This window comes from Allobosea sp. TBD101 (assembly GCF_059817965.1).
In genome coordinates this window covers 1,915,732-1,935,883 of sequence record NZ_CM187543.1, presented here as the reverse complement: position 1 = coordinate 1,935,883, position 20,152 = coordinate 1,915,732, and the positions used below count along the sequence as shown (strand labels likewise).

24 protein-coding genes are annotated in these 20,152 nt (G+C 67.3%); 12 read left to right on the top strand and 12 right to left on the bottom strand.

The annotated features are described in order from the left end of the window. Positions 1-9 precede the first annotated feature (9 nt). Genes AC6RIC_RS09265 through AC6RIC_RS09255 form a run of 3 tightly spaced genes read left to right on the top strand, consistent with a single transcriptional unit; the run spans position 10 to position 1,073 of the window. Complete coding sequence (locus AC6RIC_RS09265; protein ID WP_499735953.1) at positions 10-333, top strand: SemiSWEET family sugar transporter; 324 nt, start codon at positions 10-12, stop codon at positions 331-333. 42 nt (positions 334-375) lie between these two features. Then, positions 376-732: a DMT family protein gene (locus AC6RIC_RS09260; protein ID WP_336811229.1), complete on the top strand. Its 357-nt coding sequence runs from the start codon at positions 376-378 to the stop codon at positions 730-732. A gap of 38 nt (positions 733-770) precedes the next feature. Beyond that, positions 771-1,073 carry a hypothetical protein gene (locus AC6RIC_RS09255; RefSeq protein WP_499735952.1) on the top strand — a complete coding sequence of 101 codons (303 nt, stop codon included), beginning with the start codon at positions 771-773 and terminating at the stop codon, positions 1,071-1,073. A 7-nt stretch (positions 1,074-1,080) separates the two neighbouring features. Here AC6RIC_RS09255 and AC6RIC_RS09250 read toward each other — a convergent pair whose 3' ends face one another. The 4 genes from AC6RIC_RS09250 to AC6RIC_RS09235 form a co-directional block, all read right to left on the bottom strand. After that, entirely contained in the window at positions 1,081-2,214 is a 1,134-nt protein-coding gene (locus AC6RIC_RS09250; protein WP_499735951.1) for a PQQ-dependent sugar dehydrogenase, read from the bottom strand. Positions 2,215-2,270: 56 nt separating this feature from the next. Then, positions 2,271-3,575, bottom strand: coding sequence for an NAD(P)H-dependent oxidoreductase (locus AC6RIC_RS09245; RefSeq protein WP_499735950.1), 1,305 nt, complete (start codon positions 3,573-3,575; stop codon positions 2,271-2,273). 166 nt (positions 3,576-3,741) lie between these two features. Beyond that, positions 3,742-4,716 carry a Bug family tripartite tricarboxylate transporter substrate binding protein gene (locus tag AC6RIC_RS09240; protein WP_499735949.1) on the bottom strand — a complete coding sequence of 325 codons (975 nt, stop codon included), beginning with the start codon at positions 4,714-4,716 and terminating at the stop codon, positions 3,742-3,744. Positions 4,717-4,960: 244 nt separating this feature from the next. Further along, positions 4,961-5,440, bottom strand: coding sequence for a YaiI/YqxD family protein (locus AC6RIC_RS09235; protein WP_499735948.1), 480 nt, complete (start codon positions 5,438-5,440; stop codon positions 4,961-4,963). A 165-nt stretch (positions 5,441-5,605) separates the two neighbouring features. Here AC6RIC_RS09235 and AC6RIC_RS09230 point away from each other — a divergent pair, with 165 nt between their 5' ends. After that, the gene (locus tag AC6RIC_RS09230; protein WP_454656022.1) at positions 5,606-6,808 is read left to right on the top strand and encodes a pyridoxal phosphate-dependent aminotransferase; all 1,203 of its coding nucleotides are present in this window, start codon (positions 5,606-5,608) and stop codon (positions 6,806-6,808) included. 5 nt (positions 6,809-6,813) lie between these two features. Then, positions 6,814-7,236 (top strand): rhodanese-like domain-containing protein, encoded by a 423-nt coding sequence (locus AC6RIC_RS09225; protein WP_499735947.1) that lies wholly within the window; start codon positions 6,814-6,816, stop codon positions 7,234-7,236. A 65-nt stretch (positions 7,237-7,301) separates the two neighbouring features. On the opposite strand, the gene trmD is transcribed toward AC6RIC_RS09225, so the two are convergent. The 6 genes from trmD to ffh all read right to left on the bottom strand — a co-directional run bounded on the left by trmD (position 7,302) and on the right by ffh (position 11,954). After that, a complete protein-coding gene (gene trmD / locus AC6RIC_RS09220; protein WP_499735946.1) occupies positions 7,302-8,033 on the bottom strand; it encodes a tRNA (guanosine(37)-N1)-methyltransferase TrmD in 732 nt (243 codons plus the stop codon). Between the two features lie 156 nt (positions 8,034-8,189). After that, entirely contained in the window at positions 8,190-8,861 is a 672-nt protein-coding gene (locus tag AC6RIC_RS09215; protein ID WP_499735945.1) for an HAD family hydrolase, read from the bottom strand. Then, complete coding sequence (gene rimM / locus AC6RIC_RS09210) at positions 8,848-9,369, bottom strand: ribosome maturation factor RimM (RefSeq protein WP_499735944.1); 522 nt, start codon at positions 9,367-9,369, stop codon at positions 8,848-8,850. The genes AC6RIC_RS09215 and rimM overlap by 14 nt, the downstream gene beginning before the upstream one ends. Before the next feature lie 99 nt (positions 9,370-9,468). Next, entirely contained in the window at positions 9,469-9,837 is a 369-nt protein-coding gene (gene rpsP, locus AC6RIC_RS09205) for a 30S ribosomal protein S16 (protein ID WP_454656017.1), read from the bottom strand. Positions 9,838-9,867: 30 nt separating this feature from the next. Next, entirely contained in the window at positions 9,868-10,356 is a 489-nt protein-coding gene (locus AC6RIC_RS09200; RefSeq protein ID WP_499735943.1) for a GNAT family N-acetyltransferase, read from the bottom strand. A gap of 23 nt (positions 10,357-10,379) precedes the next feature. Then, positions 10,380-11,954 carry a signal recognition particle protein gene (gene ffh, locus AC6RIC_RS09195; RefSeq protein ID WP_454656015.1) on the bottom strand — a complete coding sequence of 525 codons (1,575 nt, stop codon included), beginning with the start codon at positions 11,952-11,954 and terminating at the stop codon, positions 10,380-10,382. A gap of 300 nt (positions 11,955-12,254) precedes the next feature. Between ffh and AC6RIC_RS09190 the strand changes: the two genes are divergently transcribed. The 5 genes from AC6RIC_RS09190 (at position 12,255) to AC6RIC_RS09170 (ending at position 15,738) form a co-directional block, all read left to right on the top strand. Further along, positions 12,255-12,683, top strand: coding sequence for a hypothetical protein (locus tag AC6RIC_RS09190; RefSeq protein ID WP_454656014.1), 429 nt, complete (start codon positions 12,255-12,257; stop codon positions 12,681-12,683). Positions 12,684-12,761: 78 nt separating this feature from the next. Beyond that, positions 12,762-13,343, top strand: coding sequence for a CAP domain-containing protein (locus AC6RIC_RS09185; RefSeq protein WP_499735942.1), 582 nt, complete (start codon positions 12,762-12,764; stop codon positions 13,341-13,343). Between the two features lie 60 nt (positions 13,344-13,403). Further along, positions 13,404-14,030: a LysE family translocator gene (locus tag AC6RIC_RS09180; RefSeq protein ID WP_499735941.1), complete on the top strand. Its 627-nt coding sequence runs from the start codon at positions 13,404-13,406 to the stop codon at positions 14,028-14,030. Between the two features lie 8 nt (positions 14,031-14,038). Beyond that, positions 14,039-14,647 carry a class I SAM-dependent methyltransferase gene (locus AC6RIC_RS09175; RefSeq protein WP_499735940.1) on the top strand — a complete coding sequence of 203 codons (609 nt, stop codon included), beginning with the start codon at positions 14,039-14,041 and terminating at the stop codon, positions 14,645-14,647. A gap of 32 nt (positions 14,648-14,679) precedes the next feature. Then, a complete protein-coding gene (locus AC6RIC_RS09170; RefSeq protein ID WP_499735939.1) occupies positions 14,680-15,738 on the top strand; it encodes an MBL fold metallo-hydrolase in 1,059 nt (352 codons plus the stop codon). 147 nt (positions 15,739-15,885) lie between these two features. Here AC6RIC_RS09170 and AC6RIC_RS09165 read toward each other — a convergent pair whose 3' ends face one another. Next, entirely contained in the window at positions 15,886-16,734 is an 849-nt protein-coding gene (locus AC6RIC_RS09165; RefSeq protein ID WP_499735938.1) for a GyrI-like domain-containing protein, read from the bottom strand. A 192-nt stretch (positions 16,735-16,926) separates the two neighbouring features. Between AC6RIC_RS09165 and dapF the strand changes: the two genes are divergently transcribed. Both dapF and mtaB read left to right on the top strand, forming a co-directional pair. Continuing rightward, positions 16,927-17,811, top strand: a complete 885-nt coding sequence (gene dapF / locus AC6RIC_RS09160) for a diaminopimelate epimerase (protein WP_499735937.1) — start codon at positions 16,927-16,929, stop codon at positions 17,809-17,811. Beyond that, a complete protein-coding gene (mtaB, locus tag AC6RIC_RS09155) occupies positions 17,811-19,082 on the top strand; it encodes a tRNA (N(6)-L-threonylcarbamoyladenosine(37)-C(2))-methylthiotransferase MtaB (RefSeq protein ID WP_499735936.1) in 1,272 nt (423 codons plus the stop codon). Before dapF ends, mtaB begins: the two co-directional genes overlap by 1 nt. Positions 19,083-19,211: 129 nt before the next feature. Here the strand turns inward: mtaB and AC6RIC_RS09150 are convergent, their stop codons facing one another. Further along, positions 19,212-20,126, bottom strand: coding sequence for a sulfite oxidase (locus AC6RIC_RS09150; protein ID WP_499736578.1), 915 nt, complete (start codon positions 20,124-20,126; stop codon positions 19,212-19,214). Positions 20,127-20,152 lie beyond the last annotated feature (26 nt).

The window sequence follows — 20,152 nt, the reverse complement described above, 5'->3', positions numbered from 1 at the left end:
AAGTTAATCATGGCGCATCTGGCGATGCGCGACCGAATCCCGCTATGGGAGGCGGCCTCACCCGGAACCCACCCCGTGCCCCTCTCCGTCGAACTCCTCGGTTTCGTCGCCGCCGCGCTGACCAGCCTGTGCTGGCTGCCGCAGACCTGGCGCACGCTGCGCACGCGCGATGCCCGCGCCATCTCGTTATGGACGCAGATCCTGCTGGCATGCGGGACGGTGCTCTGGCTGGTCTACGGCGTCCAGATCCTGTCCTGGCCGGTCATCGTCGCCAATGCGCTGACCCTGCTGCTCGTGCTGGCCATCATCACCATGAAGCTGCGTTTCGGCTGAACGCCCAAGCACCTCCACACCATCGCGAAGAAGGCTACCGGCATGCCCTCGCTCTCCATGGCCCATCTCCTGCCGATCGTGATGCTGTTCGGCTCGAACATCTTCATGACCTTCGCCTGGTACGGGCATCTCAGCTACAAGAGCACCGCGATCTGGCTCGCCATCCTCGCGAGCTGGATGATTGCGCTGCCCGAATACATGCTGGCCGTGCCCGCCAACCGCATCGGCTCCGCCGTCTATTCCGCCGCCGAGCTGAAGACGATGCAGGAGGTGATCACGCTCACCGTCTTCGCCGGCTTCTCGGTGTTCTGGCTCAAGGAATCGCTGACCTGGAGCCATGCCGTCGGCTTCGCCCTGATCGCGGCCGGCGCCTTCTTCATCTTCCACGCCAAGGCCTGAGCGCCACGCGTCACTTTCCCTTCGACAGGACGACTGCCTTGCAAAAGACGGCACTGCTTCTCTGCGGCCTCGTGCTCGCCCCCACCGCAGCCCTCGCCGGCCCGACCTGCAGTCCCAGCGACGACAAGGCGCGCATCCTCTCCGGTCCCTCGGCAAGCGCTGTCCATCGCAGCTGGCAGGGCGGCAAGCAGGTCGGCTATGGCTGGTCGCTCCAGGTCGAGCGCAGCGCTCATGACGCCGCCGGCACCGAATATTATGTCGGCGACCTCTACGACGCCAATGGCAGCCTCGCCACGCGCAAGGTCTTCGTCATCGAACGCGAATGGGATTGCGGCCCCTGATCGGCAGCTAGCGGGCCGGCCTCACCCGCAGCACCTTCCCGTCGGCATCGTCGCTGAGCAGATAGAGGAAACCGTCCGGCCCCTGCACGACGTCGCGAATGCGCGCGCCGATATCGGTCAGCAGGCGCTCCTCGCCCGTCACCTTCTCGCCCTCGGTCGAGAGCCTGACCAGCATCTGCCCGGCCAGCGCCCCGACGAAGAGCGAGTTCTTCCAGGCGGGCCAGGCCGCGCCGGTATGGAAGGCGGCGCCGGATGGCGCGACCGACGGGTCCCAGTAGAACAGCGGCTGCTCCATACCGGGCTTCGACGTGCCCTCGCCGATTTTCGCGCCGGAATAGTCGACGCCGTAGGTAATGACGGGCCAGCCATAGTTCAGCCCCGCCTTGGGCGTGTTGACCTCGTCGCCGCCGCGCGCCGCGTGCTCGGCCGTCCAGAGCTGCCCGGTATCGGGATGCAGCGCTGCGCCCTGCACGTTGCGATGGCCGATCGACCAAATCTCGGGAGCCCAACCCTCCTTTTTCGGGTTATCGGCCGGCGTTGCCCCATCCGGCCTGATGCGGATGACCTTGCCGAGATGATTGGCGGGATTTTGCGCCTGGTCGCGCTGGCTGTAGCGATCGCCCACCGTGACGAAGAGCGCGCCCGTCCGGTCGAAGACCAGACGCGAGCCGAAATGCAGGTTGGAATTGATCGCCGGCAATTGCCGGAAGATCACCTCGACAGCGGTCAGCGCCGTGCCCTGCTCGTTCAGGCACCCGCGCGCAACGCTGGTGCCGCTGCCGCCGGAGCGCGGCTCGGAAAAGGAGAGATAGACGAGGCGGTTCTGCGCGAAAGCCGGATCGAGCGCGAGGCCGAGCAGCCCCCCCTGCCCGCGCGCCGCAACGCTCGGCACCCCGTTGATCGGCCGCGAGAGCTTGCCGTCTTTCTCGGCGAGCCGAAGCCGCCCCGGCCGCTCGGTGACCAGCATGCGCCCGTCCGGCAGGAAGGCGAGGCCCCAGGGATTTTCGAGACCCGTCGCAACGGTCTCGACCGTTAACTCGCCGGCACTGGAAGGATAGCGCTTCTGGGCCGATGCCGGCAGCGCCGGGCTCGCGAGCGCCAGCATCGTTCCGAGCAAACCCACCAGTCCCAATCGCAGCATCACGCTCTCCTCGTTCCACTCGGCCCCTGACCGGAGATAGAGGGGAACGCCGCGGATCACCAAGCCGTTGCGGCCAACTCACGACGAAGTGAGACGATCGGTTGGCTTTCGTCGAGCGTGACATCGGCCTCCGTCACCGGCTGGCCGGCAGCAACGTCGCGGCTGAGCCTCACGCCATGGGCGAGGCCGATCGGCAAGGCACGCCGCGCCCTGCTCTCGGCCGCCGGCATCAACCGGCCATAGACGGTGTACCCGCCCTCGCCATCGAGCATCTCGCCAGCCTTGAGCGCACGTTTCGCCACCGCGACCGCATCGCCGCGCCAGCCGCGCGTCGTGCCGGTCGGTTCGGCCCGCAACACCGCGTTCAGCGCAGAAATGGAGAGCTCGAGCCCGATCAGATGGAAGGGCTTGTACATCGCCGCATAGCGGCCGGTCGCATCGGTCGGCAGGCCGTACTGCTTGAAGCAGGCGGCGGCATAGTCGTTCGGCGCCTTCAGCACGACATAGACGCCCCAGCGCAGGTCCCGGAAGACCGGCCGCCCGTCGCGCTCCAGCGAGGACACCACCTCGACCATCCCGTCGCGCTCCAGTTGCCCACCGACCGCGCGCGGCCGCAGCACATGGGCGAGATCGTCGACGCCGCAAGGCGGAAAGGCGAGCCCGGCCTCCGGCACGTCGAGATCGCAGGCATTGGCGATCGCCGCCATCTCGATCGCCGACTTGGTGCCGTCGAGGAAGGAATTGAACATCTGCGGGTTCATGCCGCCGGCCTTGGCCGCTTCCGGCGTCAGGCCGTAATGGGTCCAGACATCGTCCGGCGTGACCTCGTGGTATACTGGCAGGTACTTGGTGCCCTTGCCCGCTGCCGCGACGGTGAAGCCGGTGGCGCGCGCCCAGTCGACCATCTCGCAGACCAGCGCCGGCTGGTCGCCATAGGCCATGGAATAAACCACGCCGGCCGCTTTCGCCCGCTGCGCCAGCACCGGCCCGACCAGCACGTCGGCCTCGACATTGACCATCACGACATGGCGCCTGGCCTCGATCGCGGCCAGCGCATGACGTGCGCCCGCGGCAGGGTGGCCCGTCGCCTCCAGCACGACCTCGGCGCCGTCCGCTCGTGCGGCCTGCGCGCCGTCATCGACGAAGCGCGTCCGCGCGATCCGCGCCTCGTCCCAGCCGACGGTGCGGCAGGCCGCCTTGGCCCGCTCGGGATCGAGATCGGCGATGACCGCGACCTCCAGGCCCTCGATATGCGGCACCTGCGACAGGAACATCGAGCCGAACTTGCCGGCGCCGATCAGCGCCGCGCGCACGGGCTTCCCTGCCTCGCGGCGAGCGGCGAGCTTGGGCATCAGGTTCATGGGGCAGGCTCCCGCGCATCACACCCCACAGCCCTCATCCTGAGGAGCGCTCCATAGGAGCGCGTCTCGAAGGATGCTTCAGGAAGCTGCGGAGATCACTGGACCATCCTTCGAGGCGGCCGCTGACGCGGCCTCCTCAGGATGGGGGCTGAGCGAATGTCTCGCGTTATTCCGGCTTCACGCCGGCATCAGCGATGATCTGCTTCCAGGTCGCGATTTCCTGGGTGTGGTAGGGTTTGAACGCCACGGGATCGCGCACCTTGAGCGTGAAGCCGAGCTTCAGGATTGCCTCGCGCGTCTCAGGCTTGTTCAGCGAGGCGAGAACCGCCTTGGAGAGCGTGTCGAGCACGGCATCCGGCGTCTTGGCCGGGGCGAAGAAGGCGGCCCAGGAATCGGCGTCGGCATTGCTGACCCCCTGCTCGCGCAGCGTCGGGATATCCTTGGCGCGCGGATTGCGCTCGGGGCTTGCCAGGGCCAGCGCCCGCAGCGTGCCGGAATTGATCTGCTCCAGCACGCTCGGCAGCGTCGAGTTGGCGATGTCGATGCGGTCGGCGACGATCTCCTGTACCAGCGGCGCCGCTCCCCTAAAGGGCACGTGCGTCATCTTGATGCCGGTCCGCTGCATGAACAGCTCCATCGCCAGATGCGAGCCGGAGCCGACGCCGGTCGAGCCGTAGTTGAGCTTTCCCGGCTCGGCCTTGGCGAGCGCGATCAGCTCCTGGATGTTCTTCACCGGCAGGCCGTTGCGCACGACGAAGGCGTGCTCGAAGGCGCCGACGCCGGCGAGTGGCGCGAAATCCTTGACCGCGTCGTAGCCCGGCTCCTTCAGCAGGAACATGTTGTTGCCATGCGTCTGGTTGTTGCCGAAGACGATGGTGTAGCCATCGGCCGCGCCATGGGCGACTGCGCGGGTGCCGACCGCGCCCGAGGCGCCGGCGCGGTTGTCGACCACGACGTTATGCCCGAAGGCGACCGTGAGGTCCTGCGCCACGAAGCGCGCGATGGCATCCGTCGGCCCGCCCGCCGGATAGGGCACGACCAGCGTGACGACCTTGCTGGGGAAGCCCTGGGCCCGGACGATCGACGGAGCGAAGACGGCGCCGGCCATCAGGCCGAGCGTGGAACGGCGGGTCAACGACATGGACTTCCTCCCGGACGCCCGCCTGAATGGCAGGCCTGCTTTGCGGCGAGATTTACGGGCAAAGGCGCCATGCGTCCAGCAATGCCAAAGTCATAACGACCAGCGCGACAACACCCGCCACTCCCGTCATTGCGAGCGAAGCGAAGCAATCCAGGGAGACTAGGCTGATCGTCTCACCCAGTTCCCCTGGATTGCTTCGTCGCTTCGCTCCTCGCAATGACGGCTTATACCGACCCGAGGGCCTCTATCCACTGAGCCCCGCCCGCTTCAGGCGCTGGATCGCGAGATCGAGCGCCTGCAGGAAGGCCGAGCGGTCCTTCAGCGAGAACGGCTTCGGCCCGCCCTGCACGGTGCCCATCGCCCGCAGATCCTCCATCATGTCGCGGGTCGCCAGTGCCATGCCGATCGAGGCCTCGGTGAAGGGCTTGCCGGTCGGCCCGATGACGTCGGCACCGGCCTTGATGCAGCGATCGGCGAGCGGAATGTCGGCCGTGATCACGATAGCACCGCGCGAGACCCGTTCCGCGATCCAGTCATCGGCCGCGTCGAAATTGCCGGGCACCGTCACGCGCTCGATCCAGGGCTCGCGCGGCACGTTGAGAAAGCTGTTGGCGACGACGAAGACGTGCAGGCGGTGGCGCCCGGCGACGCGATAGACCTCGTCCTTCACCGGACAGGCGTCGGCATCGACATAAACAGCGATCGGACCGGCAGCGTTCGTCATGGACCGGCCTTCGCATGCCCGGAGCGCAAGGGCAAACCGCCCTGAATTCATGACGTTTCTGCCAGACATCAATCAGTTGCGCTTGCGATCATCGCCGTCGAGTCATAAACCTCGCCCGCGCCTTGTTCCGGCGCGCAACCTTCCGCCTCCCCGGAGATCAGTCCCATGGCCTTTCTTGCCGATGCCCTGAAGCGCGTGAAGCCGTCCGCGACCATCACGATCACGCAGAAGGCCCGCGACCTGAAAGCCCAGGGCAAGGACGTGATCTCGCTCTCCGTCGGCGAGCCCGATTTCGACACGCCGGACAATATCAAGGAAGCCGCGATCTCCGCGATCAAGCGCGGCGAGACCAAGTACACCCCGGTCTCCGGCATCCCGCAGCTGCGCGAGGCGGTCGCCCGCAAGTTCAAGCGCGAGAACGGCCTCGACTACAAGCCGAGCCAGACCATCGTCTCGACCGGCGGCAAGCACGTCATCTACAACGCCCTGCTCGCCACGCTGAACCCGGGCGATGAGGTCATCTGCGTTTCGCCCTACTGGGTTTCCTACCCTGAGATGGTCGCGCTCTGCGGGGGCACGCCGACCTATGCCGAGACCTATCTCAAGAACGACTTCAAGCTGCAGCCGGAAGACCTCGAGAAGGCCATCACCCCGAAGACCAAGTGGGTGATCCTGAACTCCCCGTCGAACCCGTCCGGCGCCGCCTACAGCCATGCCGAGATGAAGAAGCTCACGGATGTGCTGATGCGCCATCCGCATGTCTGGATCCTCACCGACGACATGTACGAGCACCTCGTCTATGGCGATTTCACCTTCGTCACCCCGGCGCAGGTCGAGCCCGCCCTCTACGAGCGCACGCTGACCATGAACGGCGTCTCGAAATCCTATGCCATGACCGGCTGGCGCATCGGCTACGCCGCCGGTCCGCAGCACCTGATGAACGCCATGGACCTCGTCCAGGGCCAGCAGACCTCCGGCACCTCGGCGATCTCGCAATGGGCCGCTGTCGAGGCGCTCGACGGCACGCAGGAGCATATTCCGGTCTTCAAGAAGGCCTTCGAGCGCCGTCGCGACCTCGTCGTCTCCATGCTGAACCAGACCCGCGGCCTGAAGTGCCCGGTGCCGGAAGGTGCGTTCTACGTCTACCCGGACTGCTCGGCCCTGATCGGCAAGACCATGCCGAACGGCAAGAAGATCGAGACCGACGAGGACCTCGTCATGGGCCTGCTGGAGACAGAAGCGGTCGCGGCCGTACACGGCTCGTCCTTCGGCCTCGGCCCCAACTTCCGCATCTCCTACGCCACCTCGGACGAGAAGCTGGAAGAGGCCTGCCGCCGCATCCAGCGCTTCTGCGCCGAGCTGCGCTGAGCATCATGACCAAAGGCGCCGCAACGCGCCGGATCGTTCTGGCCGGGAGCTTCATGCTCCCGGCCTCTTTCGTTTTCGGACAATCGGCGGCGACGCTGTCGCCCCGCGAGGCCCATGAGGCGGCGCAGGCGAAGCGCATCCTGCTCGTCGATATCCGCAATGCGCAGGAATGGGCCGATACCGGCCTGCCGCGAGGTGCCTTGCCTCTCGATGTCGATGCGCCGGCCTTCGAGGTCAGGATCGCGGGCTTGCGTCTCGATCATCCCGGCAAGCGCATTGTCCTGATCGATCGCACGGGCGCACAAGCGGTTGCTGTGGCGCAGAAGCTGGCTGGGCGCGGCTGGCGCGATCTCGCCGGCGTGCGCGGCGGCATGCTTGGGCCGGGTGGCTGGCTGGCAGAGAAGCTGCCGGTCTCGGAGTATCGTTAGCACCCTTCTCCCCTTGGGGGAGAAGGTGGCAGCGCGAAGCGCTGACGGATGAGGGAAGACTGGTGCTAACGGCCCTCATCCGTCTGCTTCGCAGACACCTTCTCCCCCAAGGGGAGAAGGGAAAGAAGGTCCGGCCGCCGCTCCCGCGTGATCCGCTCCGCCTCAGCCCTCCGCCATTTCGCGATGCGGGCGTGGTCGCCGGAGAGCAGCGCCTCGGGCAGCCCCCTGCCTTCCCATTCACGCGGGCGGGTATAGTGCGAGTATTCCAGCAAGCCGTTCTCGAAGCTCTCGTCCTCGCCCGAGGCGACCTTGCCCATGACGCCAGGGATCAATCGCACGCAGGCATCGAGCAGCGTCAGCGCCGCCATCTCGCCGCCGGAGAGGATGTAATCGCCGATCGAAACCTCGATCAGGTTGCGCCCCTCGATCACACGCTCGTCGACGCCCTCGAAGCGCCCGCAGACGATGACGAGGCCGGGCCCCTCCGCCCAATCGCGGACCTGTTCCTGCTTGAGCGGCCGCCCGCGCGGCGACATCAGCAGGCGCGGGCGATCGTCATCCGCCGGCACCGCCGCATCGATCGCCGCCGCCAGCACGTCGCAGCGCAGCACCATGCCGGCACCGCCGCCGGCCGGATTGTCGTCGACATTGCGATGGCGGCCGATGCCGTGCTCGCGGATCTGGTGGGTATCGAGCGACCACAGCCCCTTGCGCAACCCCTCGCCCGCCAGCGAGATGCCGAGCGGCCCCGGAAACATCTCCGGATAGAGCGTCAGGATCGAGGCGCGGAAGGGCATGGTCCACCTTGACTTGAGGCAATCGCTTCCAGCCTGTCATCCTGGGCGGAGCGCAGCGCAGACCCGGGATCCATTCCGGAACGGTTCAGGCATGGATCCCGGATCGGCGCCGCTGACGCGGCTTGTCCGGGATGACCCGCAATTGGAGAAGACGAACTAACTGAAGCGCAGCGCAGGCAAACCGTCCAGCGCCGTGAAATCGCCAGCCGAAGCGATCAGGTTGTCATAACCCGCAAAGCCCTCGGGACCGAGCATGGTGAGCAGCGCCACGGCGCGCATGCCGGCGCGACGCGCCGCCTCGACGCCGAGCGGCGCATCCTCGAAGACGATGCAATCGGCGGGGTCGACCTTCATCCGCTCGGCCGCTGCCAGGAACATGTCCGGATGCGGCTTGCCACGAAAACCCTGGCTCGGCGAGACAATGGTCGCGAAGCGCTGGCGCAAGCCGAGCGTATCCAGCACCACCTCGATATTGGCCGGCGGGGCCGCTGTCCCGACGGCCATCGGCACGCCCGCCGCCTCGGCCCGTGCGATCAGTTCCAGGAAACCGGGAGTCGCGGCAACATGCGGCAGATAGGCTTCCCGATAGAGCGCCTCCTTGGCGTCGCTCATCGCGTCAAGCTCGGCCACCGTCGCCTGCGGGAAATAGGAGGCGATGATCTCGTTGCCGGCCATGCCGGCTGTGCGTGCGGCAAAGGTGCCGCGATCGAAGGGCAATGCGTTGCTGACGTGCCAGCTCTCCCAGGCATCGTCATGGAAGCGCATGTTGTCGACGATGGTGCCGTCCATGTCGAAGATCAGCGCGCGGGCCGGCCTATTGCTTGTCATCGTCGGGCTCGAACAATCCCAATGGAGGCTCGGCCTCGATCCGGCGTGCGGCGATATCGATGCGCGGCGCGAACGCCTTGGTGAAGGGCATCAAGACGAAACGTCCGTCCGGCGTCTTGATATCGAGCAGGTCGCCGGCCCCGTAATTCTCGACCATGGTGACGGTGCCGAGCACGGCGCCGTCCGGCCCGACCACGCTGCAGCCGATCAGGTCGGCATGCAGGAACTCGTCTTCGTCCGCATCCGCGGAGAGCTTGTCGCGGGCGACGAAAAGTTCGGTCCCGTTCAACGCCTCGGCCTGCTCGCGCGTCGTCACGCCCTCGAGGCGGGCGACGACCACTTCCTTGGCCGGGCGGATATCGGTGATTTCGTAACTGCGGCCCTTGCTGTCGGTCAGCGGGCCGTAATCGGCGATCCCGAGGGGATCGCCGGTGAAGGTCTTGATCCTGACCTCGCCGCGCACGCCATGCGGCGCGCCGACGATACCGAGCAGGATGAGGTCACTCATGTCAGCACGCCATGCCCGGCCTTGAGCCGGACATCTCCTTGAGAAAACGCTCGGGCCGAGGCTGCGCCCCGCCCGAGATCGACGTGCCGACGATCAGGCTCACGCCTCGGCGGCTTCTTCAGCGGCCGGAGCAGCGGCCTTCTCGGCCTTCTTCTCGGCGCGCTCCTTGGCCTTCTCGCCGGGAACAGCCTTGTTCGGGTTGTTGCGGGCAGCGCGCTTGACGAGGCCGGCAGCGTCAAGGAAGCGCAGGACGCGGTCGGTCGGCTGGGCGCCCTTGGCGAGCCAGGCCTGGACCTTCTCGAGGTCGAGCACGACGCGGTCGGCGGCGTCCTTGGCCTTCATCGGATCATAGGAGCCGATCTTCTCGATGAAGCGGCCATCGCGCGGCGAGCGCGAGTCGGCAACGACGATGCGGTAGTAGGGGCGCTTCTTGGCGCCGCCGCGGGTCAGGCGAATCTTGAGGGACATGGGTCTTCTCCGGTCAGGTTTGGTTTTGGTTCAGTGTTTCGCAGGCGTGGCGGCCGGATGCCGGTAGATGCCGACCTCGGTGCCACGGATCACGAAGGGTTTCTCGAAGCGCGCGCCGAGACGCTCGGCGACGCGGATCGAGGGTCGGTTATCGGGGTGCACCAGGCTCATCAGCGTGGTCCACCCCAAGTCGCGATAGGCATAGTCACGGGCGCGCAGCGCGGCCTCGGTCGCAAAGCCGCGACCATGCTCGCCCGCAAACAGGCTCCAGCCGATCTCCGGCTCGGGCCAGCCTTCCGGCGAAAGCAGGCCGCACCAGCCGACGAGCCGGCCGTCGTCCTTCGCCTCCAGTGCCCAAAGGCCGTGGCCGCGCAAGGTCCAATGGCCGGCCATGCTGGACAGACGCCGCCACGAATCCTCGCGGCTGCTGGCGCCGCCGACATAGCGCGTGAGTTCCTCGTTGCCGAAGAACTGCGCGAGCACGTCGAAATCGGCGGCCGTCCAGCCGCGCAGCCGCAACCGCTCTGTTTCCAGAACGGGAATCACTTCTTCTTGCCCCCGAACGGGTTGCCCAGGCCGGGCAAGCCGCCGCCGCCGAGGCCCGGCAGCTTCGGCATCATCCCGGCCGGCGGGGTCACGCCCTTCGGCAGGCCGGGGAAACCGCCCGGCGGCATCGACGGCAGGCCGCCGCCCGCGCCGAGCTGCTTCTGCAATTCCGCGAGCTGGGCCGGGTCCATCTTCGAGGGATCGGGCATGCCGGCCGGCAGGCCGCCGCCGAGCCCGAACATCGAGCCCAGCTTGCCGAGCATGCCGCCCTTCTGCTTGGCCATCATCTTCATGGCATCGGCCATGCCACGATGCATTTTCAGCAGCTTGTTGATCTGCTCGGCCGTGGTGCCGGAGCCGGCCGCGATGCGCTTCTTGCGGCTGTTCTTGAGCAGGTCGGGGTTCTTGCGCTCGGCCGCCGTCATCGAGTCGATCGCGGCGATCATGCTCTTGAACATCTTGTCGCCGACGCCGGCATTCGCGAGCTGCGACTGGGCCTGCTTCATGCCGGGCAGCATGCCCATCACACCGCCGATGCCGCCCATCTTCTCCATCTGCTGGAGCTGCGCGCGCATGTCGGAGAGATCGAACTGCCCCTTGGCCATGCGCTGTGCGGTGGCCTGGGCCTGCTCGGCATCGATCGTCTGCGCCGCCTTCTCGACGAGCGAGACGATGTCGCCCATGCCGAGGATACGGTTGGCGACGCGCGAGGGATGGAACTCGTCGAGCTCGTCGACCTTCTCGCCGATACCGACGAGCTTGATCGGCTTGCCGGTGACGGCACGCATCGAGAGCGCCGCACCGCCGCGCGAATCGCCGTCCATGCGGGTCAGCACGATGCCGGTCAGGCCGACGCGGGCATCGAAGGCGCGCGCCGTGTTGACGGCGTCCTGACCGGTCAGCGCGTCGGCGACGAGCAGAACTTCGTGCGGATTCGTCGCGGCCTTGACCTCGGCGACCTCGGCCATCAGCGTGTCGTCGAGCGTCACGCGGCCGGCGGTGTCGAGCATCACGACGTCGTAGCCGCCGAGGCGGGCGGCCTCGACCGCGCGCTTGGCGATCTGCACGGCCGACTGGCCGGCGACGATCGGCAGCGTCTGCACGCCGACCTGGCTGCCGAGAATGGCGAGCTGTTCCATGGCGGCCGGGCGTCGCGTATCGAGCGACGCCATCAGCACCTTCTTCTTGTGGCGCTCGGTCAGGCGCTTGGCGATCTTCGCGGTCGACGTCGTCTTGCCGGAGCCCTGAAGGCCGACCATCAGGACCGGAACCGGCGGCACGGCATCGAAATTGATGCCCTCGCCCTCGCCGCCCAGCGTCTCGATCAGGACGTCATTGACGATCTTGATGACCTGCTGGCCGGGCGTGATCGACTTCAGCACCTCGGCGCCGACGGCGCGCTCGCGCACCTTGTCGGTGAAGGACCGGACAACCTCGAGCGCGACGTCGGCCTCGAGCAGCGCGCGGCGAACCTCGCGGAGCGCCGCGTTGACGTCCTCCTCGGTCAGCGAACCCCTGCGGGTCAGCCCCGAGAGGATGCCGGAGAGCCTGTCGCTCAGCGTGCCGAACATGCGGACCTGCCTGCCTCAAGGAGCCTTCAGCACCGAGCCTCATCGCCAAGCGGTTTCGCGCCCGAGGGCGCAATCGCGCTGTCGGGCGTTGACCTCCGGGCTCATGAAAGCGGCTTGCGCGGCCCGGTCGGCGGATGTGGTTTCGGCGATGTCGGCGAAACGGATGCGGTCTTAAAGCGGAAGACTGTGGCGAAAGTCAAGTTTTGGGGGCGGGCAGGCGCTGGAAATGGCGCTCAGGTTGCGCGACAGCTCTCTTCCAAGCATTGCTGGGCGGTTCGATTCATCATCAAGGGACCGACGATGCACTTTTCCGCCCTTCGCAGCCTGCCTCTCGCCGCCGGCCTCGTGCTCGCCAGCCTCGCCCCGGCACTGGCCCAGCCCTGCGCCAGCAACTTCAAGGTCGACGGCGTGCCGATGGTGACCGGGCTGAGCTACCGCACCTGGGACCTCATCCCCAACCGCCAGCCAGCCGCCGTGCTGAGCGATCTCGGTGCCGCCGTTTCGGCGGAGGGCTTCGCCGATATGCGCATCGACAAGGCGACGAGCGCCGTCGTCGCCATCCAGGAGACCTCCGGCTCCGGGCGCCCGCAGACGCTGCGCATCACCGCCCGCAAGAACGGCAAGGGCACCCGCGTCGATGCGGTCTTCGTCGTCCAGGCCGGGCAGGTCGCGCCGGAAGACTATGTGCGCAAGGCGTTCTGCCGCGTGATCGGCGGCGCACGCAGCTAAACCGCGGAAATCGCGCGGCCCCAGAAAGGCCCTGATCGGGCGGCATCGCTGCGGCCCGATTCGCAAACGTGCCGGCCCATGACACTGAAACCCGCCTCGATCCTGCTGGCCCTGTCCGTCCTGCTCGCGGCCTGCGCCGGCGATCCGCGTCGCGAAGGCCCGCTTGACCCGCGCATGGTCGATAAGGTCGCGGCCGTCTCGCTCGATCCGGCCCAGGCCGGGCGCATCCTCAATGCCTATCGCGCGAGTCAGGGCCTCGGCCCGGTCAGGCCCGATCCGCGCCTGATGGCGATGGCGCAGCGCCAGACCGATGCCATGGTCGCGAAGAACGCCCTGTCGCATGATGCCGGCGGCAACTTCACCGCCCGCATCCATGCCGCCGGTGTCGACAGCGCGCGGGCGGCGGAGAATCTCGGCGGCGGCTATTTCTCGGTCGAGGAAGCCTTCGATGGCTGGCGCAAGTCGCCGGGCCATGACGCGAACCTGCGCATGAAGGAAGCGACCCGCTACGGCATCGCGCTCTCCAAGGACCCGCGCACCAGCTACCGCGTCTGGTGGGCGCTGGTCATCGCGGCCGAACCGGAGGTTCGCCGCGAGATGGCGGCACAAGGCGCTGGCCCCGCGATGGTGTTCGGCAACAACCCGCCCCCGGTGCGCTGACCCCTTTACAAACACCCGCTTCTGGTGATGGCTCTGGTCTTTAGCGGAGCCATCACCATCATGACCTTCGAAGCCTGGATCGCCTTCACCGCCGCCACCGCCGTCCTTCTGGTCATTCCCGGACCGACGATCCTTCTCGTGATTTCCTATGCGCTCGGCCAGGGCTGGCGCACCGCCTTCCCGATCGCCGTCGGCGTCGCGCTCGGCGATTTCACCGCGATGACGCTCTCGATGCTCGGCGTCGGCGCCCTGCTCGCCACCTCCGCCCTGGTCTTCACCACGCTGAAATGGATCGGCGCGGCCTATCTGATCTGGCTCGGCATCAAGCTCTTCCGCGCCGGCGGCACGCTCGACGCCAAGCCACGCGAGGATGCCGCTCCCGGCTGGAAGATGCTCGGCCATGCCTGGCTGGTCACGGCGCTGAACCCGAAGAGCATCACCTTCTTCGTCGCCTTCCTGCCCCAGTTCCTGGACACCAAGGGAGATTTCTGGACGCAGATGCTGATCTTCGAGGCGACCTTCATCACGCTCGCCTTCGCCAATGCCATGGGCTACGCGCTGATCGCCTCGCGGGCACGGGCCGTGGTCAGCAATCCCCGCGCGATCGGCATGTTCAACAAGGCCGGCGGCACGCTGCTGATCGGCGCCGGTGTCGCGACGGTCGCGATCCGCTCCGGCAGCAACTGACGCCGATCATGTCGAGCAAGGACGACCGGACGCTCGGCTTCTATGCCGAGGAAGCCAGCGTTTATGCAGGCCGCGACCGGCTGGCCGAGCACAGCCGCATCGATCCCTTCGTCGCTAGGCTCAGGCCCGGCGCGCGGATTCTCGAACTCGGCTGCGGCGGCGGGCAGGACAGCGAGGAGATGCTGCGGCGCGGCTTCGACGTCGTGCCGACGGACGGCTCCCCGGAGCTGGCGGCGCAAGCCCAACAGCGGCTCGGCCGTCCGGTCGGCGTCCTGCTCTTCGAGGACCTGGAGGACGTCGCGGCCTATGATGGCGTCTGGGCGCATGCCTGCCTGCTGCACGCGCCGCGCCCGGCCCTGCCCGGCATCATCGACAGGATTCATCGCGCCATGCGTCCGGGCGGCGCCCTCTACGCCAGCTTCAAGGCCGGTGAGGCCGAGGGGCGCGACGGGCTCGGCCGCTATTTCAACTATCTCTCGTCAGCCGAGTTGCGCGCGGCCTTCGGCAACGGCGCTCGCTGGCAGTCCCTGACGATCGATGAGGATACCGGCTCCGGCTACGACCGCCAGCCGACACGCTGGCTTCACGCCTTGGCGATCAGATCGCCGGAGCCTTGACGGAAAGTCGCGGCGGCTTACCTCTTTTCACCATGACCCGCCGCAAGCTTCTCTCCTTCGTCGGCCTCGGTGCGCTGCTGGCTTCGACCGGCGCCGCCTGGGGCGCGATCTCCCGCTCCCGCAATCCCTATTATCAGGGGCCTGTCAGCGACCATTTCAACGGGCTCGTCTTCAGCGACGGCCGCCCGGTGACCAAGGGCCTCGCCGATGTGCTCCGCTGGCAGACCGGCAAGCGCGAGCGCGAGGCCTTTCCCCTCGCCTATCAGGCGCCGCCGCAGGACAAGCCCCCGGCCAGCGTCGAGGGCGTCCGGATTGTCCATCTCGGCCACGCCTCCTTCCTCTATCAGGTCGCGGGCCTGAACTTGCTGATCGACCCCGTCTATTCGCTCCGCGCGAGCCCCTTCTCCTTCATCGGCCCGAAGCGCGTGAATGCGCCGGGCGTCGCCTTCGCCGACCTGCCGAAGATCGACGCGGTTCTGGTCACGCATAACCATTACGACCATCTCGACATCGAGACGCTGGCGCTGCTGCATGCCAAAGACCGGCCGCGCATGATCATGCCACTCGGCAACGACTCGATCGTCCGGGCCCGCATCCCCGATGCCCGCGCCGAAGCACATGACTGGAACGACCGGCTTACGCTCTCGGACAAGGTCACGGTCACGCTGGTGCCGAGCTACCATTGGTCGGCGCGCGGCGCCTTCGACCGGCGCATGGCGCTGTGGTGTTCCTACATCCTCGAGACGCCGGCCTCGAAGATCTTCCATATCGGCGATACCGGCTACCATGACGGCTCGCTCTACGAAGAGCTCGGAGGAAAACACGGCCCGTTCGACCTCGCCGTGCTGCCGATCGGCGCCTATGAGCCGCGCTGGTTCATGTCCGACAACCACATGAACCCCGACGAAGCCGTGAAGGTCATGCTGGCGCTACGGGCGAAGCAGGCGATCGGTCACCACTGGGGCACGTTCCAGCTCACCGACGAAGGCGTCGAGCGCCCGCCCGAGGCGCTGAAGGCCGCTCTCGCAGAAGCCGGCCTGCCGGAAGAGCGCTTCAGGCCGATGCGGCCGGGGTTGAGCTGGAGTGCGTGACGCTCCTTGTCATTCCGGGGCGGCGCATCGCGCCGAACCCGGACCCCACGACTGGGTGCGACCTCAAGAAATCAAACCGAGTAAAGTCTCGCCCGGTCGTGGGTTCCGGGTTCGATCCTACGGATCGCCCCGGAATGACAACGAGAACTACTTCGGCTGGACGTAGACGTTGATCTCGAGGTTCGGATCGCCGGGGTCCTTGAGGTCGCTGACATATTCTTCGAGGAACGCGTCCTTCACAGCGATGCTCTTGGCCTCGAGATAAGCCGTGATCGTCTCGTAGGTGGAATCGATGTCGTCATAGGGCGCGACATGCTGGAAGCGCAGCGCCCTTCCGGCCGGTGAAGCGCTCAGCTTCACCCCAGGCCCCAATGCAGGAGGCGGGCTCCCGGCCGGCAGCGCAACGGGCAGCATCGCCTCGAAACGAAAGCCGTCATCGGTCGTCTCGACGAAGAGCGACAACGGCCGGCCGGCGACCGGCAGGCCCGCCTTCTGCGCCTCTGCACGCAAGGCGTTGAAGCTCTCCGACAACCTCTGAAAGCCCTGGTCCCAGCTGGCCTGCCCCGGCAACAGGAGCACCGGCTTCGCGGCCAGCATGACCTCCTCGATATCGCTTGAATCGCCGCGCTTGCCGGCGAGCGTCGCATTGGGATCGGGCACGCCGGTCTGTTGCTGTACGGGCGGCGCCGGCAAGGGCTGCCCCGGTGGCGGCAGGGTCGGCGGCGGCTGCACGGGCTGCGGCTCGGCCGGGCCCGGAAGCGTCGGAGCCGGCTGCATCGGCTGCGGCACAACCGGATTCGGCGGCGGCGGAGCGGGCTGAGCCGGCTGCGGCCCCGGCTGGGAATCGGGCACGGGGACGGGCGGCGTCTGCGCCGGAACCGACGGCATCTGGACAGGGCTGGCGCCGGGCGGCGGCGCGAGAGGCGCGGATTCGACCGCGGTCGGCGGTGCGACGCGCGTCTGTGCGAAGACCGTTCCGCTCGACAGGCTCGTCAAGCCGGCAAGCGCCAGAACACAAATCCGGGAATACCGCCGAGAAAAACGCATTGTCACGGCCTTAGAGTTTCACGCGATTCGCGCCCTTGCGGCGCAACATAGAATGTCCACCTTCTCTCAGGAACGGGGACGAGGGTGGCTTTTTCACGTCACCTCGGCCATAGACCCACTATTCACGGGACGTGTGACCAAATGAACGCTCTGGCCAATCGCCGGTTCCTGAAGATGAACGGGCTCGGCAACCAGATCACGGTGCTGGACCTGCGCGGTAGCAAGCATGTCGTCAGCGAAAGCGAGGCCCGCGCCATCGCATCGGAGCCGCGCGCCCGCTTCGACCAGCTCATGGTCCTGCACGATGCCGTGACGCCCGGCACCGATGCCTTTATGCGCATCTACAACACTGACGGCTCGGAAGCCGGCGCCTGCGGTAACGGCACGCGCTGCGTCGCCTGGGCGATGATCGCCGACCCGCAGATGGGCGATGCTGCCAAGAACCATCTCGCGCTCCAGACCAAGGCCGGCCTGCTGCCGGCGGTGCGCGAGGGCGAGACGCTCTTCACCGTCGACATGGGTGCGCCGCGCCTTGCCTGGGACCAGATCCCGCTGGCCGAGCCCTTCGAGGATACCAGCCGCTTCGAGCTCCAGATCGGACCCATCGATAACCCGATCCTGCACACGCCCTGCGCCGTCAACATGGGCAATCCGCACGCGGTCTTCTTCGTCGAAGACCCCTATGCCTACAATCTCGAGCAGATCGGCCCGCTGCTCGAAAACCATCCGATCTTCCCCGATCGCGCCAATATCGAGCTCGCCGCGGTGAAGGCGCCCGACCATATCGTGCTGCGTGTCTGGGAGCGCGGTGCCGGCATCACCCAGGCTTGCGGCTCGGGTGCCTGCGCGGCGCTGGTCGCCGGCGTGCGCCGCGAGCTCACCGCCCGCAAGGCGACCGTCAGCCTGCCCGGCGGCGACCTCGCCATCGAATGGCGCGAGCGCGACGGCCATGTCCTGATGACCGGCCCGGTCGAATTCGAATGGGAAGGCACGCTCGACCCGGCCCTGTTCGATCAGGCGGCGTAATGGCCCTGGAGGTCGTCACCTTCGGCTGCCGCCTCAACATCGTCGAGAGCGAGGCGCTCAGGCTCCAGGCGGAGGCAGCCGGGCTGAAAGGCGCCGCCATCGTCAATTCCTGCGCCGTCACGGCCGAGGCGACCCGGCAGGCGCGGCAAGCCGTGCGCCGCCTCAAGCGCGAGCAGCCGGACAGGCCCGTCATCGTCACCGGCTGCGCTGCGCAGATCGAGCCCACGCGCTTCGCCGATATGCCGGAGGTCGACCGCGTCCTCGGCAATGACGAGAAGCTACGGCCCGAGAACTGGGCCGCGCTTGCCCGCTCCAACAGCCTCGGCCATCCCGACATCGCCACCGCCGACAAGCTCGACGTCGGCGACATCATGGCCCGCACCGCCATGCGTGCGCCCGTCACCGGCCGCTTCGCTAGCCATACGCGCGGCTTCGTCCAGGTCCAGAACGGCTGCGACCATCGCTGCACCTTCTGCGTCATCCCCTTCGGGCGCGGCAATTCGCGCTCGCTCGCCATCGCCGATGTCGTCGCGCAATGCCGTACCCTGCTGGAAGGCGGCACCCGCGAGATCGTGCTGACCGGCGTCGACCTCACCAGCTATGGCCGCGATCTGGCCGACGAGCCGACGCTGGGCGCGCTCGCGGGGGCGATCCTGCGCGCCCTGCCCGAATTGCCGCGCCTGCGCCTCTCCTCGATCGACGCGGTCGAGGTCGATGACGCGCTACGCGGCCTGCTCGCGACCGAGACACGCCTGATGCCGCATCTGCATCTCTCGCTACAGGCCGGCGACGACCTCATCCTCAAGCGCATGAAGCGCCGCCACGGCCGCAACGATGCCATCCGCTTCTGCGCGGAGATCCGCGCCTTGCGCCCCGATATCGTCTTCGGTGCCGATCTCATCGCCGGCTTCCCGACCGAGGACGAGGCCATGTTCGCCCGCTCGCTCGATCTCGTCGCGGAATGTGGGCTCAGCTTCGTCCATGTCTTCCCCTATTCGGCACGCCCCGGCACGCCGGCTGCGCGCATGCCGCAGCTTTCGGGGGAGATCGTCTCGGAACGTGCTGCAAGGCTACGTGCTGCGGCAAGCGCCGCGCAGCAGCGCCATCTCGCGGAACGCATCGGCCGTCCGCTCAGCGTCCTGACCGAACGCGGCAATACCGGCCGCGCCGAGGATTTCACGCTGATCCGCTTCGCCAGCGACATCGCGCCGGGTGAAATCCTGCCGGTCACCAGCCACGCCGCCGACAGCAGGGCGCTTCTGGCAGCTTGAACGCGTTCCTCTGGGAAGAATAGCCGCCTCGGTCGCCGATGGGAGGAGGAGTGACCGAGGCGGCAGAGCCATGCCCGGAATGGCAGACCCATTCCTTAGACGCAGCAACCCGCCAAAAGGTTCAAAGCCTCACGCAACCACGGAACCGCGCACGCGCTGGACCTGATTGTTGCAATATCCCCGCGGGTTCCAGACCGATTCCAGCGGCTGGACACTGCCCGCAGCATCCCGCGCCCGCGCCATGACGGCGAACGGACCCGGTTGCTCCGCGACAATCTCCGCCTCGAAGCGCCGCCAGGCGAAGCATCCCTCGCCAGCCTGCAATTCGACGCCGCTCCAAGTCTCACCGCCATCGCCGGAGAGCGCGACCGATTCCAGCGGAACCGCCCCGCTCCAGGCGAAGCCCGCGACCTTCAATCGCTCGCCCTGCTTCACCACGAAGCCATCTGATGGAGCCGTGATCAGCGACTTGACCGGCATGTCGGTGATGACGGCGAAATTCGCGGGGTCGAGCGGCTCGCCGGGACGAACCGGCCGGATCGGCATCCGATAATCCATCCCGCGCATCTTCTCGCCGTCATGCTCGACAGCGCGCAGGCTGATCCGGTCGAGCCATTTCTGCCAGGCCGAGCCGGGATAGCCCGGCGCGACAATGCGCAATGGCCCGCCATGCAGGCGCGGCAAGGGTTCACCATTCATGGCGAAGGCAATCAGCGTTTCCGGAGCCACCGCCTTCGCCATCGGAAGGCCGCGCGAGAGCGCAGCCTTCTCTGGCTTACCGATCTGACGGTCCGGCGCGTGATGCGCGGTATAGATTGCGCCTTGCTTTGGCCCTGCATGCTCCAGCACGTCCGTCAGCTGGACCCCGGTCCAGCGCGCGCAGCCGACGGCGCCGAGCCGCCATTGCAGCCCGTCCGTCGCCGGCGAGAAGCGCGAGCGGTCATTGCCGGCGCATTCCAGGACAGCAGTAACCGTGACGGTCTCGAAGCGCTGACACAGACCTTCGACGGTCCAGACAGCCGGGCGCTCGACCTCGCCGTCGATGATCAGCCGCCACTCGGTACTGTCGT

Excerpts from the sequence above, each read along its gene's own strand:
- AC6RIC_RS09185 (WP_499735942.1), top strand. The coding sequence starts at position 12,762 with ATGACACTGAAACCCGCCTCGATCCTGCTGGCCCTGTCCGTCCTGCTC.
- AC6RIC_RS09215 (WP_499735945.1), bottom strand. The coding sequence starts at position 8,861 with ATGACAAGCAATAGGCCGGCCCGCGCGCTGATCTTCGACATGGACGGC.
- AC6RIC_RS09260 (WP_336811229.1), top strand. The coding sequence starts at position 376 with ATGCCCTCGCTCTCCATGGCCCATCTCCTGCCGATCGTGATGCTGTTC.
- AC6RIC_RS09225 (WP_499735947.1), top strand. The coding sequence starts at position 6,814 with ATGACCAAAGGCGCCGCAACGCGCCGGATCGTTCTGGCCGGGAGCTTC.
- rimM (WP_499735944.1), bottom strand. The coding sequence starts at position 9,369 with ATGAGTGACCTCATCCTGCTCGGTATCGTCGGCGCGCCGCATGGCGTG.
- ffh (WP_454656015.1), bottom strand. The coding sequence starts at position 11,954 with ATGTTCGGCACGCTGAGCGACAGGCTCTCCGGCATCCTCTCGGGGCTG.
- dapF (WP_499735937.1), top strand. The coding sequence starts at position 16,927 with ATGAACGCTCTGGCCAATCGCCGGTTCCTGAAGATGAACGGGCTCGGC.
- trmD (WP_499735946.1), bottom strand. The coding sequence starts at position 8,033 with ATGCCCTTCCGCGCCTCGATCCTGACGCTCTATCCGGAGATGTTTCCG.
- AC6RIC_RS09245 (WP_499735950.1), bottom strand. The coding sequence starts at position 3,575 with ATGAACCTGATGCCCAAGCTCGCCGCTCGCCGCGAGGCAGGGAAGCCC.
- AC6RIC_RS09175 (WP_499735940.1), top strand. The coding sequence starts at position 14,039 with ATGTCGAGCAAGGACGACCGGACGCTCGGCTTCTATGCCGAGGAAGCC.
- rpsP (WP_454656017.1), bottom strand. The coding sequence starts at position 9,837 with ATGTCCCTCAAGATTCGCCTGACCCGCGGCGGCGCCAAGAAGCGCCCC.
- AC6RIC_RS09250 (WP_499735951.1), bottom strand. The coding sequence starts at position 2,214 with ATGCTGCGATTGGGACTGGTGGGTTTGCTCGGAACGATGCTGGCGCTC.
- AC6RIC_RS09170 (WP_499735939.1), top strand. The coding sequence starts at position 14,680 with ATGACCCGCCGCAAGCTTCTCTCCTTCGTCGGCCTCGGTGCGCTGCTG.
- mtaB (WP_499735936.1), top strand. The coding sequence starts at position 17,811 with ATGGCCCTGGAGGTCGTCACCTTCGGCTGCCGCCTCAACATCGTCGAG.
- AC6RIC_RS09190 (WP_454656014.1), top strand. The coding sequence starts at position 12,255 with ATGCACTTTTCCGCCCTTCGCAGCCTGCCTCTCGCCGCCGGCCTCGTG.
- AC6RIC_RS09240 (WP_499735949.1), bottom strand. The coding sequence starts at position 4,716 with ATGTCGTTGACCCGCCGTTCCACGCTCGGCCTGATGGCCGGCGCCGTC.
- AC6RIC_RS09265 (WP_499735953.1), top strand. The coding sequence starts at position 10 with ATGGCGCATCTGGCGATGCGCGACCGAATCCCGCTATGGGAGGCGGCC.
- AC6RIC_RS09235 (WP_499735948.1), bottom strand. The coding sequence starts at position 5,440 with ATGACGAACGCTGCCGGTCCGATCGCTGTTTATGTCGATGCCGACGCC.
- AC6RIC_RS09230 (WP_454656022.1), top strand. The coding sequence starts at position 5,606 with ATGGCCTTTCTTGCCGATGCCCTGAAGCGCGTGAAGCCGTCCGCGACC.
- AC6RIC_RS09180 (WP_499735941.1), top strand. The coding sequence starts at position 13,404 with ATGACCTTCGAAGCCTGGATCGCCTTCACCGCCGCCACCGCCGTCCTT.